This window comes from Sphingobacterium chuzhouense (assembly GCF_014692525.1).
GTDB lineage: Bacteria > Bacteroidota > Bacteroidia > Sphingobacteriales > Sphingobacteriaceae > Sphingobacterium > Sphingobacterium chuzhouense.
Genome location: NZ_JACNYL010000001.1, coordinates 686178 through 705548, shown reverse-complemented (window position 1 = coordinate 705548; position 19371 = coordinate 686178). Strand labels below are relative to the sequence as shown.

Genomic DNA, 19371 nt, shown 5'->3' with positions numbered 1-19371 from the left:
AGCTTGCGAGCTCATCGAAGAAAATCACAAAAATATGGGTAGCGGAAAAAGAACAATGTATAGTTTGCTGGTGTTAATGGCCATTCTCTTTAGTGCCTGTGCATCCAAAAAGCAATTGGTTTCCAAAAAAGAGGACAAGCATGAGGTATTGGAAATCTTGCGGCGAACCAACAATTATTTTATGGAGAAATGGCCAGATACAAAGAAACCTATTTATACCACCCGTTGGCGTCCAAGTAATATTTGGACGAGGGGAGTGTATTACGAAGGATTAATGGCACTGTATAAAATTGATCAAGATAAGAGATATTACGACTATGCGGTAGACTGGGGAAATAATCATGCATGGGGATTGCGTAACGGTACCGAAACCCGAAATGGCGATGATCAAAACTGCGGCCAAACCTACTTGGATCTTTACGAAATAGATCCGCAGCCGGAACGCATAGCGGATATTAAAAAGAATATCGATTTCGTCATCGCGTCGGGAAAAGTGGATGACTGGACCTGGATAGATGCTATTCAAATGGCGATGCCTATCTATGCGAAACTAGGCGTCATGTATGATGACGAGGAATACTTTGATTACATGTATAAGATGTACGTACATTCACGAGATGTTGAAGGAGGCGGTTTATATAATAGAGAAGATAAACTATGGTGGCGCGATAAAGATTTTGTTCCGCCTTATAAGGAACCCAATGGGGAAGATTGTTATTGGTCGCGTGGAAACGGGTGGGTAGTAGCTGCTTTGGTACGTGTCCTGGATCTTCTTCCTGAAAACCAACAGCATCGTGCGGAATATCTACAAGATTTCAAAGATCTTATGGAAGGTGTTCTGGCTACGCAACGAGAAGATGGCTTCTGGAATGTCAGTATGCACGATCCTACTAATTTCGGTGGCCGCGAGACCAGTGGAACCGCTCTTTTTGTATACGGGATGGCCTGGGGTATTAATCAAGGTATTCTGGACGCTGCTGTCTACCGTCCTGCTATGGAGAAAGCATGGAAAGTCATGGTAAATGAAGCTGTACACCCATCAGGTTTCTTAGGTTATCTCCAAGGGACGGGAAAAGAACCTAAGGATGGGCAACCTGTAAGTTACGCGAGTGTACCTGATTTTGAAGACTACGGACTCGGATGTTTTTTATTGGCGGGTACCGAAGTGTATCGACTATTGGACAAATAGTAGATCATATAAACGAGGATAAATCTAGATGGAAAGAATGAGATTTTGGAGTACGTTTTGCCTAATAGTCTTTAGTTTCGCGGCTTTTGCACAATCCCGACAGACGTACAGTTTTAACGCGGGATGGAAAATTCATATGGGCGATTTACAAGAGGCGCAACAGCCTACATTCGATGATAAGGAATGGAGAGCTGTTACGTTACCTTATGCCTGGAATGAAGATGAAGCTTTTGCAAAACCGATACATGAACATAGCACCGGCGTGGTTTGGTATCGTAAAACGTTCGTATTGCCGGATGATGTGCCGCAAGAAAAGGTGTTTTTAGAATTTGAAGGTGTGCGTTTTGGAGCAGAATTTTACCTTAACGGTACATGGATAGGCCGCCACGAAAACGGCGTCATGGCATCCGGTTTAGATATCTCTCAACATGTGGTAAAAAAAGGCGAAAATGTCCTTGCTGTTCGAACCGATAACGATTGGCGATATAGGGAAAAAGCAACCAATAGCATTTTCCAATGGAACGATAAGAATTTTAATGCGAATTATGGCGGTATCCCCAAAAATGTGTGGATTCATTTTACCGGTGGAACGTACCAAACCTTGCCATTATATTCCAATTTAGGAACGACGGGTGTATATGTTTATGCACAGAACATAGATATTTCAAAAAAACGGCTGGATCTCCATGTAGAATCTGAAGTAAAAAATGAAACATCTACAGCTTCTAAAGGACAATTTGTGGTGGAGGTACGCGATACGGCTGGTACGGTCGTACAGACGTTTGAAAATTCTTTTTCACTGGCAGCCGGAGCAACAGGAACTATTCGGGCGCAATCTACATTGGACAATGTCCATTTCTGGAATTGGGGATACGGCTACTTATATACCGTAACCACCAAATTAGTGGTTGATGGAGAAACAATTGATGCGGTGGATACGCGTACAGGATTCCGTAAAACGGCTTTCCGGGACGGTATGGTGTTTATAAACGATCGTGTATTGATGATGAAAGGCTACGCTCAACGGACAAGCAATGAGTGGCCGACAGTAGGTCTTTCTGTAGCGCCGTGGTTGAGCGACTACAGCAATAAGTTGATGGTGGAAAGTAACGCGAATCTGGTGCGTTGGATGCATGTTGCTCCCTGGCGCCAAGATGTGGAATCTTGCGACCGTGTCGGACTGATGCAGATGCTACCTGCCGGAGATGCGGAAAGAGATGTAGAAGGCCGCCGATGGGAGCAGCGGACAGAATTGATGCGAGATGCGATCATCTACTACCGAAACAGTCCGAGCGTTATTTTTTGGGAAAGTGGGAACGAATCCATCTCTGAAGAGCACATGGCGGAAATGATAGCGATCCGTGACCAATATGATCCGCATGGTGGACGTGCCATCGGATCCCGTGAAATGCTGGATAGTAAGCTTGCAGAATATGGAGGCGAAATGCTTTACATCAATAAGAGCGCAAGGCATCCGATGATTGCCACCGAATATATGCGCGATGAAGGATTACGTAAATATTGGGACGAATATACCTATCCTTTCCATAAAGAGGGGGAAGGCCCGCTGTATAAAAACAACGATGCCAGTGATTACAACAGGAATCAAGATCAGCATGCCATGGAAACCATCCGCCGCTGGTGGGAATACTGGAAAGTACGTCCGGGAACAGGAAAACGGGTAAGTTCGGGTGGTGTGAATATTATCTTCTCTGACTCCAATACGCATTACAGAGGGAAGGAGAACTACCGCCGGAGTGGTGAGGTAGACGCTATGCGGATTCCTAAAGATGGGTATTATGCACATCAGGTGATGTGGGATGGCTGGGTCGATCCAGACGCTAAAGGTCTTCATATCATCGGACATTGGAATTACCCAGCGCATACCAAAAAAGATATACATGTTGTCAGTGCAGGTGAAAAAGTAGAACTGTTTGTGAATGGCCAGAGTCAAGGTTTTGGCAATCGTTCCTATCAGTTCTTGTTCACTTTTCCACAAGTAGCTTTTGTAGCAGGAGAATTAAAAGCACGTTCGTATGATGAAAACGGTAACGTGTTGAACGAAAAAGTAATACAAACGGCAGGCGAACCGTATAGAGTAAAGCTCAACTATACGCATGGAGCCAATGGACTATATGCCGACGGCAATGATATGGTTTTAGTGGATGTAGAAGTGTTGGACAAAGAAGGAAAACGTTGTCCGACAGCAACCAATATGATTGATTTTACATGGGATGGTCCGATGGACTGGCGAGGAGGTATCGCACAAGGTCCTAACAATTATATCCTTTCCGAGTCGTTGCCTGTTGAAGGCGGTATAAATAGAATATTGTTACGTACTAAATACGGAGAATCAGGTGAAATGAAAATAAGGGCACAGGCCAACGGCCTTTTACCCGATAGTCTCTCCTGGGAAGTTTCTCCCATTTCCGAAAAAAACGGTCTTTTTGTGAAAAATGCCGGAATAGGGCTGCCTTCCAACATCGATCGGGGAAATGGTTTGCAAGATGAACCGTTAAAGCAACGACGGATAACATTACCTATACAGAAAGTACAGGCTGGCGCAAATCAGGAAATGGCTATAGCCTCCTATGACGATAATGAACTGACAGACTGGGTAAATGACGGCACATTACAAAATGCCTGGATAGAATATACCTTAGACAAAAAATCCGACATTGATGAGATTGATTTAAAATTGAACAATTTTAGGTCGAGGAGTTATCCGTTACAGGTTTTTGTTGACGATAAGCTCGTGTTTGATGGAAATACAAAAACCACGTTGGGTTATTATACGTTGGAAATCCCACGCACACAAGGGCGGCGGATAAAAATCCAGTTGAAGGGAAGTTCTGTTATTGCAGCAGAGAATCAGCACGCCGAAATTGGAGGAAAGAAATTGGATGACGGCGTAGCACGGGATGATATCGGTGTAAAAGGTAGGCTTAGTATTATTGAAATAGATATTCACAAAAAATTATAAACTATGCATAAAGTAGCGTTTAAAATGCGATTAAAACCGGGAATGAAAGATGAATATGAAAAGAGACATGCGGCTATTTGGCCGGAATTGGTTGAACTATTGAAAGAAAATGGCATAGCAGATTATACAATTTTTTTGGACGAAGAAACCAATACACTTTTTGCAGTACAATGCTTGTCGGGAAAATCATCCCAAGAACTGGGTAAGGCGGATATCGTACAACGTTGGTGGAAATATATGGCAGATATTATGGAAACTAACGCCGACTTTTCACCTGTCTCTACACCGTTAACGAGAGTTTTCCATTTAGATTAAACGATGATGAAGAGAAGATTTTTAGCGATATTGATATGTTATGGAATGGCGACTTCTACCGGATGGGCGCAAGATTTGTGGCCTAGCGTAACCAAAGAAATGAAACCTTGGACGCGTTGGTGGTGGCTTGGTTCTGCGGTGGACAAACCCAACCTGTCCAGAGAGATAAAACTGCTGTATGAGGCTGGATTTGGAGGAGTAGAGGTGACGCCTATTTACGGTGCTAAAGGATATGAAGATCGATATATCCCCTTTCTGTCAGAAAAATGGATGGATATGCTGGCATTTACAGCAGATCAGGCAGACGCCCACCAGATGGGTGTAGACATTAATTTAGGAACGGGTTGGCCATTTGGTGGACCCCAAATAGACGAACAACATGCAGCCACCAAATTGTTTTTAGATGAGATCGACCTAAAGAGAGGGCAAGCTTTAACGTTTCCGCTGGGGGTAAGTGACACCAAACAAAGTTTCAGCAAATTGCAGGCTCTTCGCGCATTTAAATCCAATGGAGAGGAGATTGATCTGGATAACCAGATGCGTAATCAGTCGGGAAGCTGGACAGCTCCAGAAGATGTTCAGGTCATCGCTCTTTTTTCAGGAAGAACACGTCAAAAAGTAAAGCGTGCCGCGCCGGGAGGTGAAGGCTTTACGCTTGACCATTTGGGTAAAGAACCAGTGCAACGGTACTTCCATCATTTTCAGAAAGCATTTCAAGGAAAAGACCTACAGATCCGCGCTTTTTTTAACGACAGCTACGAAGTATATGGTGCCAACTGGACAGATAGCTTTTTGGAAGAATTTGAAAAAAGAAAGGGTTATAAATTGCAGGCATATTTATTAGACTTTGCTGGAAAGGGAAACGATAAAGAACGGGAAAAGCGTGTGAAATCAGATTACCGGGAAGTGGTGAATGCTATTCTCCGGGATAACTTTTTGATTCCTTTTACCTCGTTTTCCAATCAACATGGTGCGCTATCAAAGAATCAGGCACATGGATCGCCCGGAAATCTGATAGACCTATATGCCAGTACGGATATTGCCGAATGTGAGACTTTTGGATCAAGTTTTTTTGCTATTCCTGATCTGAGACGGGACAGCACCGATGTTCGGAATGTTGACCCTGATCCGATGATGTTTAAATTCGCATCTTCGGCAACGCACACGACGGGTAAGCAATATACCTCCTCCGAAACGTTTACTTGGCTTACCGAACATTTTAAAACATCGCTCGCACAAGCAAAACCAGAGGTTGAGCAATTGTTTTTGGCCGGTGTGAATCACGTTTTTTATCATGGAACAACCTATTCTCCCGAAGATGTGCCGTATCCAGGCTGGTTATTTTATGCATCTGTTAATTTTACGACCAATAATTCGTTTTGGTCTCACCTGCCGGGATTAAATAGCTATATTACCCGTGTACAATCTATTTTACAGACAACACAGGCGGATAATGAGCTGTTGGTTTATTGGCCGATATATGATGTTTGGCACGATACAAAAGCGCCATTTAAAACATTAAGTGTGCATCACGTTGATGATTGGTTGCACCCAACCGAGTTCTATAAACAAAGTATGTATTTACAGCGGTTAGGGTATAGTTTTGATTTTGTGACCGATGCGATTCTCGCTAAATCGGAAGTAAAAGACAATCTTGTGGTAACGGCACAGGAAGCACGCCCTTATAAGGTTATCTATATTCCATCGACACAGTATTTTTCGGAGAAAACCCTAGAAAACCTGTTGACGTTAGCGCGTAATGGCGCAACGCTCATTTTTGAAACACTGCCGAAAGATGTAGACGGTTTGGCAAACCTGGAATCGCGTCGCAAAAAAATGAAGGAACTATTGGAAACTCTTCCGTTTAAAGACGATGAAGAAAACCAATATACGAAGTATGGCAAAGGAAAAGTATATCTGACCAATGATATTTACTCGGCCTTAGAAACAGAACAACTGTATGCGGAACGTTTGGCACGTACAGGACTTAAATTTAACAGACGCGTAACGGAAAATGGAACGTATTATTATATGGTCAACCATACCGATAAAATGGTAGATCAATACGTTCAGCTGAATAGCACCGGGAAAAACTACACCTTATTGGATCCACAGACGGGAAAGACATTTAAGCTTCCCACAGAGAAGGATGCCGTTCGTGTACAGATCCCTTCAGGTTATGCCTGGATAGTGTATGTATCCGATACGGATAAGACAGACGTAACGTATCACTATATTGATCAGTCGCAGGAGGAAAAGGGATTCGTTCATCCGTGGAGAGTAAGTTTCTTAAATGGCGGCCCGCAGCTGCCAAAAGCACGAACATTGAATAACTTGGGCTATTGGACCGATTGGGGCGATGAGGTAGCGAATAAGTTTTCCGGTGAGGCAGCTTATGAAACCTCTTTCTCTATCACGAAACAAGCGGATAAAGCTTATCAGTTGCAATTAGGTGCAGTCGGCGAAAGTGCACGTGTGTGGGTTAATGGAAAAGATGCCGGTATCGTATGGGCGCATCCGTTTACGCTGGAAATTGGTGATTTGTTACAAAACGGAAAAAATGAGATACGGATAGAAGTTGCTAATTTAATGGCCAATCGTGTTCGGGATCTCGATAAACGAAAAGTTTCCTGGCGCAATTATCATGAAATCAATTTCGTAAATATTGATTACAAAGATTTTGATGCAAGCCAATGGAAGCTGATGGACAGCGGTCTAAAAGGGCCTGTGAAGTTAATCAGCTATTGATTTCTCCGTGTACATATTAAAATAGAAAGGCCATTTTTTAAATAAATGGCCTTTTTTAATGCACGAGCATGAAAGTGCATAACAGTTTTGTTACATGGGCTATTTAACTTAGTACAGCGCTATGAAATATAAATCTATGGTAATAACGAATTGGTAAATCTATGAGAGAAAAAATCTTTTTTTATTGTTTGTTTGCTCTCTTTCTCGGCGGCGCGTATTCGGCGTCTGCACAAGAAATGTTAAAGGGAAAGATAGTAGATGCTTCACAGAAACCGCTAGCAGGGGTATCTGTGCGGGTTGTAGGAGACGATAGCCGTTCGGCATCATCCGGAGCCGACGGAGAGTTTAGTGTTTCGGTCAATGTCGGTGAAACGCTGCAGTTATCTTCGGTGGAATATGAAAGCCAGCATGTTGTAGTGAAAAGCCTGCAACCGCTTACACTGACCATGCGGGCAAAGGACGAAGTACTGGACGAAGTTGTTGTTATTGGTTACGGTACGCAACGTCGTTCGGATGTCATTGCTCCCGTTTCCAAATTTAATGCGGAAGGCTTGGAAGAACGGCCACTCGTGCGTGTTGATCAGGCACTGATAGGACAGGTATCAGGCGTTCGGGTAAAGCAAACAACGGGTATTCCAGGGAAAGGGCTGAGTGTACAGGTGCGCGGATCGGGTTCTATCACGGCTGGAACGGAACCACTTTATGTTATTGATGGTTTTCCGTTGGGTATGGCCGCGCAAAATGGATCAGGTAATTATGCACAAGGTAGTCCTTTAGATAATATCAACCCAAATGATATTGAATCGATTGAAGTGTTAAAAGATGCTGCCTCGGCTGCAATTTACGGTTCCAGAGCAGCCAATGGTGTCGTGCTTATTACGACCAAGCGTGGAAAAACCGGACAGCCGCAGATTTCCTTTAATACGTATCTGGGAGCATCATCGCCTTACCGAAAGTTAGATATGCTAAATGGGGAAGAATGGATTGATAGAGCGGTGGAAATGATCAATAGTGATTGGGTTGTCTCTGGTGCCGGAAGAACGGCAACGCAGACGATGGACGAACGACGGGCGATTTTAGGACTCAATCCCGGCGCCTATAACACTGCTTATATGTATGATGAACGTTGGTTGCAAGACGGTCGCCCGGGCATTTATACGATCAATTGGCAGGATGAAGCTTACCGTACGGGTTTAGTGCAGAATTATCAATTAGGAGCTTCGGGTGGCACGGAGTATGTCAACTATTACATTTCCGGAAATTATATGGATCAGAAGGGCATTGTGCGAGGGGTAGATTATAAAAACTATGCACTGCGTGCCAATGTGGATGTGAAGCCTACGAAAAAACTCACTTTGGGAATGAACTTAGCGCCGACTTACTCTGAAGCGAATGATCCTGGTGTAGAAGGAAAAGATAATATCATTCACCAAATTTATTCCATGACTCCCATACAGACTAATCCAGTGGGAACGGTCAACGTATTCGAAAACGATAAATATCCATGGAGCACATCAACCAATGATCCGATTGCTAAATTGGAGAATTATCTCGGAGAGAATAAAACAGCACGCATGTTAGCGACCCTGTACGGTCAGTATAATATTCTAAATAATCTCGTTTTTAAAACAACAGTGAATTTAGACCATACCGATAGGACAGCCTTTAGTTTCCGTCCTTATACGGTTGGAGGAACATTGCCAGAACGGACCAATAGACCAAATTTCTCGACTTATGGATCCAGTAATAAATATCGAAAGCAAACGTTTGTCAATGAAAATACCTTGACATATAATTTGGAGTTGGACAAACATAACTTGACAGCTTTGTTAGGGCATGCCTACAATTACGATCGTTTTGACGGATCGACCATTACATCCCAAGGAGGCTATACGAATAGTAACATCAAGACATTAAATGCAGCGGTAGGTACTACAGCAACATCTACCGCTACTAAAAATCTATTGTTATCTTATTTTGGCCGGGTACAATATGCTTTCGACGGTAAATATTTGGTTTCTGCCAGTGTCCGCCGCGACGGCTCGTCTCGTTTTGGAACGAATACCAAATGGGGTTGGTTTCCGTCCTTATCTGCGGGATGGCGGATTTCTGACGAAAGCTTTATGAAGTCTGCAGAATTTATACAGGATCTAAAAATCCGTGGTAGTTATGGTGAGTCTGGAAATAACAATATTGGTGATTATAGTGGTATCGCTGTATTGAATAGTGCAAACTATTCTTGGGCTGGTGCGACTGCACCGGGTTGGGCACCTGGCAATATTATTAATCCTGATCTTACCTGGGAAAAATCCCGGACATTTGATTTGGGTCTGGACTTTGCTTTATTCCGCTCTCGTTTATCCGGATCGTTTGACTGGTATCAAAGAACGAGTAGTAACCTTTTGCTGAATGTACCGACAATGTGGTCGACAGGTTTCGGCTCGTTATTGGATAATGCGGGCGAAGTACGAAGTCGCGGTTGGGATTTGGAAATCACTTCACGTAACCTACAACGAGACAATTTCTCCTGGTCAACATCGTTTAATTTGAGCCATAATACCAATAAAGTGACCCAATTGGTGGGCAATCAGCAAGAAATCCTGATCCCCTCTTCCTTTGATATTGAACACAGTATTCTACGTGTGGGTGAGCCCATGTACAGCATTTATGTGGTGCAACAAGATGGGATTCTGACGCAGCAGGACATCGATAATGGAGCTGCGGTATATGGAAATCAAGTAGCTGGAGATCCACGCTATGTGGATGCTAACGGAGATAAGGTGATCGATGCCAATGATCGGGTCATCGTAGGACACCCGAATCCAGACTATGTATGGGGAATTACGAATGATTTCCGTTACAAAAACTTTGATTTGAGCTTTATGTTTCAAGGACAAAATGGAGGACATCTTTATTCACTCTTAGGTCGGGCGCTTGGGCGTACAGGACAAGGTGCGAGCGATAATGCCTTAGGCTTTTATCGAGACAGATGGCGTTCGGCAGAAGATCCAGGGGAAGGTAGGGTTGGAAAGGCCTCTTCCACCTTCGGACGTATTAAGAATACCGATTGGCTGTATTCTTCCGATTATTGGCGTTTGCGTAACGTGACGTTCGGGTACAATTTTAGAGATCTACGTTTGGCAGGACAGTCCTGGTTAAACTCTGGTCGTGTGTACCTAACGTTGGAAAACTTTTGGGGAAAGGATAAATACGACGGTGGGCTTAACCCCGAATCGGCAAACACGAATCTAAGTGGTAGTAGTGTTTTCTCTGATGCAGGAGACTACGGTGGATTGGCACTACCGAAAACTGTCACATTTGGTATTAACTTGACATTTTAAAATGATGAAGAAGATATTATATTTAGCAATTAGCTTAAGCTTATTATCCTCCTGTGATATGGATTTGGATCAACAGCCAATATCCGCAGCCTCATCCGAAACCTATTTTCAGACGATAGGTGACTTTACGCAAGGACTGAATGCAATTTATAGTGCGGCGCGGGAATACCCCGATCGTCTGATGAACCTTGCGGAGACTCGATCCGACAACCTATTCGCTGTTTCTGATGGTGGAGTACGTGATTGGGAAGGCATCAACAGCTTTCACAGGAACATCTTGAGTAATCCTTATGTAATAGAAGCTTGGCAAACCGATTTTATGGGGATTTTTAGGGCAAACAACTATCTCGAACAACTGACGACGAAAGGCGAAGCTGTTATTATCGATACCGATTTACGCCGACGTATGGAAGGAGAGGTACGTTTCCTTCGGGCATTTTATTATTTTGATCTGATCCGTTATTTCGGCAGAGTACCCTTGATCGACCGTGTGGTGTCTGCTAATGAGGCGAAGACTATCCCTCGCAGTGCTGTCAGTGAAATTTATAGTTTAATACTAAGCGACCTCAATTTGGCTGTTGACTATTTGCCTGCACCGAGTGCTTATGCTGACCAGGATAAAGGCCGTGTAAACAAATACGCAGCCAAAATGTTGCTTGGATTAGTATACATGACACGTTCTGGACCTGATCTTGGTGTAGATGGTGCCGGATTGAATACCAATGAATGGGGAGAAGCTGTTAAACAATTTGATGAGATTATCGCCAGCAATGAGTTTCAATTTTTGCCTACCTACACAGAGATCTTTGATTACAATAATGAGCGTAATAAAGAAGTGATCTTTAACATAGAATACTCCAGCGGAGCCAGTCCAGTAGTAGGGGCGACCTTCCCATGGGTATTGGTACCGGATACTTGGTTTCAATCTTTGGGATTCGGTACACAAGGAGGCCTAACCATAAGACCTGTGTCGAAAAACCTGTTGGACAAATATGAAGAAGATGATGTGCGTCGATCGTTTAGTATACAGGAAGGTTATGTATACAACACGAATGTGGAAGAGAACAGGCCTTTCATCAAGAAATTTGTTGATATTACAAAAGTACCTACAACTAGTAGGATGGACTGGCCGATCAATTATATCGTGTATCGTTACACAGACCTGTTAATGCTAAAAGCAGAATGTGTGCTAAATGGTGCTCCGGGATCTACCGTTACCGATGTGGATGCTGTTGTTAATGCTGTTCGTGAGCGTGCAGGACTGTCCTCTACATTAACCGGTGTAACGAAAGGACAACTTTTGGAAGAACGTCGTCGGGAGTTTATCGGAGAGGGCTCGCGCTGGTTTGATCTTATTCGTTCGGGTACCGTGGAAGCCACAATAAAGTCTTGGATCGCAGCCGAGGATTCCGGCGGCCAGATGGAAGACTTCAAAATTGAATATGTGCTATATCCTGTTCCTCAATCAGAAATGAGTAACGCTCCGGGACTCTATGAACAAAATCGAGGTTATTGATCTTTCTATTATTTATGTAATTTATAAAGAGCTGCTTAAATCAATTTAAGCAGCTCTGCTTGTATTCTTTACATCCTCAAACAGGATGCGGCATGATAGTGTTATGAAAGGTATTCGCTAAATTGCAATTGGCAAATCTTCACTTTGCTTGTACATTTTGTAAGGAAAAAAGACAGTTATAAGCTTATGTATACGATTTATTTGAGATTGATGGTGTTTGGTATGATCATGTTATGCTCTTGGTCGGCTACCGCACAGATTGGTGAACGTTTTCCTTCCGAGCGAAAGGTTGTTAGGGATCCGGTTACCGGTGTTGATCTGGTATTTTTAACCAGTACAGCGGCAGAGAATTCAAAAATATACCAGACCCACAACCAATGGACGTCGGATGGGCAGTGGTTGATTTTTCGCTCGAGCCGTGTGCCTGGCGAAGCAATTGCCGTTCATGAAGAAAGTGGAGAAATGGTACAAGTTACTGAGGGGGGGTATACCGGGATGTTGAATATCGCCAGAAATTCCATGCACCTCTATTTCATGCGCAAACCTATAGGAAGGAGTGCAGACGGATCAATGGAAGTTGTCGAAGTGGATCTGGCAAAGCTGTTTGCTGACAGCGAGACGGGAAATTTACAGTCAGCATCAGTTTACCAAAGGGTTTGCGGAATCACACCTCCTGAAATCGGTGCCGGTGGCGATATGGCTTTGGACGGCGATAGCGAAGAATGGGTGTTTTTCCGTGTTGGTAAGGACGAAGCGGCCAAACACCTGCCCGAAGGTACAAAAATTGAAGAAGCGTTTGGTCCCCGCAATATGGGAGCCGGTCCATCAGGTATAGCAAAAATGAATATCAAGACCGGTGAAGTTGCCCATGTGACCTCTGTTCCTTTTCAGGTCGGGCATATACAGACAAATCCTTGGAAAAAGGGTGAAATTGTTTTTTGCTGGGAAACCGGAGGCAAGTCGCCCCAGCGTACATGGACAATTATAGCGGATGGTACTGGACTGCGGCCGCTCTATCCCGAGTCCGAATACGAATGGGTCACCCATGAAGCATTTCTGACAGCGGATGAGGTGGGTTTTGCGATCATGGGGCATCGCCCTATTCCTGGTGTGGTGGACGCCCAAACAGCTCCGGGTACAAACGTCGGTGGTGCTAACCCGGGGCAAGAGACAGCTTGGGGGCCTTCTGGTACACGGGAGAAGCCTACAGGCTTTGCTGTCGTAAACCTGCGGACACGGGAAATGCGTATTGAAGGACAGACCCATCGTGGCAGTGGGTTTTGGCATGTAGCCGGTTCCGGTGATGGCCGCTGGTTAGCTGGAGATGACTTCGCACGAGACATCTATCTGATTGACCGTCATACCCACGAGATGGTGCTGTTGTCTTCGGGGCATAAAACTACTGCAGCAGACCACCCACACCCCACATTCAGTCCAGATGGCACGCGTATCCAAATTCAGTCAGCTATGATCTCGGAAGATGAACGTACGATGAACATTTGTATTATTCCGGTACCCAAAAGTTGGTTGGAACGAACATATAGTAAAAGACTTGACTAATCGATAAGATGATGAAATATTTATTCTTTTTGGGATGTATAGCCTTTTTTGCATTATCATCATGTAGCCAACGCGAAGAAATAAAGACAATTACGCTGAAGAATACCGATTCTGTCGATTTACGGCAGAAGGCCATTGTCGTCAAACGGTCGGACTTGACGAACGATAAGAAATTTGTCCCACTCTTGCTTGATGCAAAGGGCGATACCATACCCTCCCAAGTAGATGATACTACTGGAGACGGTGCGTGGGATGAATTGTTTTTCCTGATCGATATCCCCGCGTTGGGCGAAGTGGTCTTGACGGTGCAACATACCGATAATAACATAGCGTATGAACAGAAAACGGCAGTTCGGTTTGGTAAGCGAGACGGATTGGCCGATCCGGTACAGCCAAGATTGGGAGACACACTTTACGCTGATCAATTGCCACTTAGCATAGGTTATCAACCTTACCAGACGGACGGGCCTTCTTGGGAAAACGACAAAGTGGGGTTTCGGCATTACTTGGACGGTCGTAATTCGAAGGACGTTTTTGGAAAAAAGGTTTCTTATATGAGCCCCTCCGATGTTGGGATCAATGCGCAAGGTGCTGTGGAAGACAATTACCATGTGATGTTGGACTGGGGAAGGGATATCATGCCAGTAGGCAACTCTGTGGGAATTGGTGGAATCGCATTGGCCAATGGAGATACCATGTACCGTATCGGGGTAACCGCATTGGATGCAGTTAACAACGTGGACACGACGATTTTCAGGATCGTACAGGAAGGACCTTTGCGGTCTTCAATGGATTTTCAGTACCGGAATTGGGAAGCAGGAGACCGTTATTATAGCTTAACGGAGCAACCTGTTATCTGGGCAGGAATGTATGGCTATCAGAATACGGTTCGTGCCAAAGGAGTGCAAGAGCGGGATACCTTACTTGTGGGGTTGGTCAATATTTTTTCGAGTCAGCCACCCAAAGAAATTATCATCGATAACCAATGGGTGGTCTTGTATACACACGATCGACAGTCCTACAATCAGGAGTGGTGGCTGGGATTGGGTCTTATCCTGCCGTATGACCGTTACAAGGGATACACGGAAGCTCCGAAAACAGGTTCATTGGTGGATAGCTATATGGCCAAATTAAGCATCACCGACAATGTTTTGGTTAGCTATTATGCCGTCGCCGGTTGGGAATTGAGCGACGAGGGTTTCCGTGACCGTGATTATTTTGAAAACTACATCGTGGATCTGGCGAAACAATTAGCCGCGAAAGTAGTGGTGGAAATTTCTGCTGCTAATGAATTGAAGGTCGGTTCATGAATAACTCAACGCCTGTAGTATGAAACACTTTATTTTTCTTTCTCTTTGCCTGATAACTGTATTCTCGAGCTGCGAACAAAATAACCAGCAAGAAAAGGAAACCGGAAGAATTAACTGGCCGGAAATTACGCAGGAAATGAAACCATGGACGCGTTGGTGGTGGCACGGTAGCGCCGTGACAGAAAAAGGACTAACAGCATCACTGGAATCTTATCAAGAAGCTGGATTGGGAGGCGTGGAAATAACACCTATTTATGGCGTAAAAGGAGAAGAAGGACGTGTTATCGATTTTCTTTCTTCTGATTGGATAGCGAAATTGGTGTATACGTTGAAAGAATCCCAACGTTTTGGATTAGGTGTAGATCTTGCTAACGCATCAGGATGGCCGTTCGGTGGACCGTGGGTGAATGAAGAAACAGCATGTAAATACGTGACTTCGAGAGTTTTTCAGGTGAAAGGCGGACAGACATTTTCGGAATCTATTCATTATGTTCAGAAACCCATCCTGCGTATGCAAGACGGAAAGAAGCTGGATATTAAAGATGTTAAAGCACCTTTGGCGACCAATGGCGATTTACAAGAGTATGCTTTTGACCAAGTGCGTTTTGAAAAATCATTACCGCTGATTATGGTTTCGGCACATAAGTCTGATCAAAAAGGCTTTACGGAAACGATCGACCTGACTGATCAGTTAGAAGATGGCAAGCTAACCTGGGCGGTTCCGGCAGGAGAGTGGGTGATTTGTGCATTGTTTGAGGGACTTCATGGTAAACAAGTTGAGCGTGCCGGTCCGGGTGGAGAAGGAAATGTGATCGACCATTTCTCGAGAATAGCGCTAGACGGATATTTAGATAAGTTTGATACGGCGTTCAAAAATCATGATATCAGCTATTTAAGATATTATTTTAACGACTCCTATGAGGTAGACGATGCCCATGGCGAGGCCAATTGGACGCCGGATTTCTTTACGGTATTCCAGCAGATAAACGGTTACGATTTGCGGAATTATATTCCCGCATTGTTAGGCTTGGATACGCCAGAGACGAACAGCAGGGTCATTTATGATTACCGGATGACGATCAGCGATTTACTTTTGGAAAATTATACCAAACCATGGCAGAAATGGGCGGGTGCACAGGGTAAAGGCATCCGTAATCAAGCGCACGGCTCACCGGCAAATGTGTTGGACTTATACGCAGCCAGTGACGTACCCGAAATCGAGGGACGCGAAATCGTTAACCTTAAAAGTGCCGCCTCAGCTGCACATGTTACCGGTAAAAAACTGATTTCTTCAGAATCGGCTACTTGGCTTAATGAACATTTTGAGTCTAATTGGGGGGATGTAAAGAATGCGGTAGATAACATGTTTCTTTCTGGCGTAAATCATATCTTTTATCATGGTACGGCTTATTCTCCACAAGAAGCTATGTGGCCAGGATGGCTTTTTTATGCGGCGGTACATTTCGCGCCTACCAATAGTTTGTGGGGTGATTTTAAAACGTTAAACCAATACGTCGCCCGTTCCCAAAGTTTCCTGCAGGCAGGGCGTCCAGCCAATGATATACTGGTTTATTTTAATATCGCCGACCACTGGTCAGAACGAGGGAATAATATGCTGAAGCACTTTCATTCCAATACCTTATTTGACGATCTCAGTCTCAAAGTTTGTGGAGATTATTTGTCGGATAATGGATATTCCTGGGATGCTATTTCAGATAAACAATTACAAGATGTCACCTATCAGAATAATCAACTCCTTACACATGGGAATAGTTACAAAACCATTTTAATTCCGGAGGCATCGCTTATGCCGGCTGAAACCTTTGAAAAACTAATTAGCTTGGCAAATGAGGGAGCAACTTTATTATTTGTAAAAGATCTGCCGGAAGCAGCTCCCGGTATGAGCGGCAAGACCGGGGGAACGCAGAAGATAGAAAATCTGAAAAACGAATTATTGTTTAAACAGGACGGCAACCGGCGTATTGCCAACTATGGAAAAGGATTAATTGTTGTTGCAAAAGAAATCCCCGAGCTTATTACACATGCTGGAGTTCAGCCGGAGTCGTTCTATATAGATGGCCTACAATCGATTCGTCGTGCTAAAGATGATGGTAACTACTATTATTTTATCAAAAATACCTCCGATACATTGTTTAAGGGATGGATTACCCTACAGGCTGATTATGCCTCGGCCGCATTATATAATCCGATGACAGGTGCGGAAGGATATGCACTTACCAAATCGGATGAAAGCAAAACAGCCATATATGTAAGCATGCGTCCCGAAGAGTCGATTGTTATAGAAACATTTAAAGATGTTTACACCGGAGAGTTGTATCCTTTCTACGAAAAGCTGGACAATGCTATTGTCCTATCGGACTGGAAGATTGATTTTGTAAAAGGAGGGCCTATCTTGCCTGAGAGCCTCTCGACAGACAAGCTTCAATCCTGGACTATTTATGGTGGAGATTATGCGTATTTTTCAGGAACTGCGGAATACACAACGACAATTCCGGCCTTACCGGATAGTACCGATACCTGGTTGTTGCATTTAGACAATGTTAACGAGAGTGCTGCCATCTATTTGAATAACGAATATATCGGTACGCTGTTGAATGCGCCATATGAACTGGAATTACCGGTAGATGCGCTGCGGGGGAACAGCTTAAAAATTGCCGTATCTAATCTGATGGCCAACCGTATCGCCTATATGGATAAACAAGGAGTGACTTGGCGAAAATTTTATAATATCAATTTTGCTGCTAGACGCGCTGAAAATAGAGGTGAAGATGGTCTATTTTCCGCCCGAAATTGGAAACCAAAACCCTCTGGCCTTTCTGGTGACGTAATCTTAATTCCTTTGAAAAGAACGATAAAATGATTTAATGAAAATATGAGAAAAACCTATTTATCAATAGGCATCATTTCCGTGCTGGGAATGATGTCATGTCAAGAAACGAACAACCAAGAGACCAAAGTAACGGATTCCAACACACCGTTGCATTTGTTGGCTCCTGAATACACAACACCATATAAGGAATGGACAGCAGAGGAAATAAAACAACATCTCGACCGGATATTCGTTTATCTGGATAAAGAAACACCTACCCGCGTGCTAGACACGGTATCGGGCAAAGAAATTACCGATTATACCCAGCTAAATGAACATGCCCAATTGGAAAAAGGCGATTTTCGTTTGGCGAGCTACGAATGGGGTGTGACGTATACGGGGATGTTGGAAGCAGCGGAGGCTACGGCAGATTCCAAATATCGGGAATATGTAGCGAAGCGCTTTGATTTTCTGTCGGAAGCCGCGCCGCATTTTCTACGTTTGCATAAAGAACATAATGTGGTGGATAGACAGATGAAACAAGTAATTCTACCCGGTTCGCTTGATGATGCGGGCGCGATGTGCGCGGCTATGGTTAAATTTAGCCATACGGCATCGGGTGTAGATTACAAGGAGTTGATCAATAATTACATGGACTTTATCGAAAATAAGGAACACCGCCTGGCCGATGGCACGTTCGCGCGTATGCGTCCGCAAGCGAATAGTCTGTGGCTGGATGACATGTACATGGGCATCCCTGCACTTGCACAAATGGGAAGCTATACCGGTGAGCAACGTTATTTCGACGAAGCTGTACGTCAAGTAAAACAATTTACACAACGTATGTTTGTACCCGAAAATGGTTTATATATGCATGGTTGGATCGAAAGCGCAGATAGCCATCCGGCTTTCCATTGGGCGCGCGCCAATGGATGGGCTTTGCTTACGCTCACCGAAGTACTTGACGTCTTGCCGGAGAATCATCCAGAGAGAGCAGACATTCTCGACATTTATAAAGCACATGTTAAAGGCATCACGTCGTATCAATCGGGTACGGGGTTCTGGCATCAGCTGTTGGATCGCAGCGATTCTTATTTAGAGACATCGGCGACAGCTATCTATGTCTATTGTATCGCGCGAGGCATTAACAAAGGTTGGTTAGACGTGATATCTTATGGGCCTGTAGCACAGTTGGGATGGAGTGCTGTATCAACTAAAATCAATGAGAATGGACAGGTCGAGGGTACTTGTGTAGGCACGGGTATGGCTTTCGATCCGGCATATTACTACCATCGCCCGGTAAACGCGTATGCCGCTCACGGGTATGGTCCGGCATTGTTAGCAGGAGCAGAAATGATTACCTTGATCAAAAAATCTTATCCGAAAATGAACGATAGCGCTATCCAGTATTACAAGACAGATCCAAAAACCGATGCGGCGATTTTTGGGGTGGATGGACAAACGTATTAGAAGTTTATATGGTTTATTGTTAGCAGGCTGTTCCCTAGGGACAGCCTGTTTTTTTATATTATAACAACGAACAGGACACCCCATGATGCATCATGATGGAGAATGTCTA

The 19371-nt window shown here is 44.1% G+C and carries 10 protein-coding genes; all 10 read left to right on the top strand.

Annotation, left to right across the window (positions count from 1 at the left end):
* Positions 1-34 precede the first annotated feature (34 nt).
* The 10 genes from H8B21_RS02815 to H8B21_RS02770 all read left to right on the top strand — a co-directional run bounded on the left by H8B21_RS02815 (position 35) and on the right by H8B21_RS02770 (position 19262).
* Positions 35-1189 carry a glycoside hydrolase family 88/105 protein gene (locus tag H8B21_RS02815; protein ID WP_223814796.1) on the top strand — a complete coding sequence of 385 codons (1155 nt, stop codon included), beginning with the start codon at positions 35-37 and terminating at the stop codon, positions 1187-1189.
* A gap of 28 nt (positions 1190-1217) precedes the next feature.
* Positions 1218-4172, top strand: coding sequence for a glycoside hydrolase family 2 protein (locus H8B21_RS02810; RefSeq protein ID WP_190312256.1), 2955 nt, complete (start codon positions 1218-1220; stop codon positions 4170-4172).
* A gap of 3 nt (positions 4173-4175) precedes the next feature.
* Positions 4176-4487 carry an L-rhamnose mutarotase gene (gene rhaM / locus H8B21_RS02805; protein WP_190312255.1) on the top strand — a complete coding sequence of 104 codons (312 nt, stop codon included), beginning with the start codon at positions 4176-4178 and terminating at the stop codon, positions 4485-4487.
* Positions 4488-4490: 3 nt separating this feature from the next.
* On the top strand, positions 4491-7235 hold the full coding sequence (locus tag H8B21_RS02800) for a glycosyl hydrolase (protein ID WP_190312254.1): 2745 nt from the start codon (positions 4491-4493) through the stop codon (positions 7233-7235).
* Positions 7236-7396: 161 nt separating this feature from the next.
* Positions 7397-10576: a SusC/RagA family TonB-linked outer membrane protein gene (locus tag H8B21_RS02795; protein ID WP_190312253.1), complete on the top strand. Its 3180-nt coding sequence runs from the start codon at positions 7397-7399 to the stop codon at positions 10574-10576.
* Position 10577: 1 nt separating this feature from the next.
* Positions 10578-12092, top strand: a complete 1515-nt coding sequence (locus tag H8B21_RS02790; protein WP_223814795.1) for a RagB/SusD family nutrient uptake outer membrane protein — start codon at positions 10578-10580, stop codon at positions 12090-12092.
* Positions 12093-12278: 186 nt separating this feature from the next.
* Positions 12279-13652 (top strand): hypothetical protein, encoded by a 1374-nt coding sequence (locus H8B21_RS02785; RefSeq protein ID WP_223814794.1) that lies wholly within the window; start codon positions 12279-12281, stop codon positions 13650-13652.
* A gap of 8 nt (positions 13653-13660) precedes the next feature.
* On the top strand, positions 13661-14962 hold the full coding sequence (locus H8B21_RS02780) for a DUF4861 domain-containing protein (protein WP_223814793.1): 1302 nt from the start codon (positions 13661-13663) through the stop codon (positions 14960-14962).
* Between the two features lie 19 nt (positions 14963-14981).
* Positions 14982-17843 (top strand): glycosyl hydrolase, encoded by a 2862-nt coding sequence (locus tag H8B21_RS02775; protein WP_190312252.1) that lies wholly within the window; start codon positions 14982-14984, stop codon positions 17841-17843.
* Between the two features lie 12 nt (positions 17844-17855).
* Entirely contained in the window at positions 17856-19262 is a 1407-nt protein-coding gene (locus H8B21_RS02770; protein WP_190312251.1) for a glycoside hydrolase family 88/105 protein, read from the top strand.
* The last annotated feature ends 109 nt before the right edge of the window (positions 19263-19371 follow it).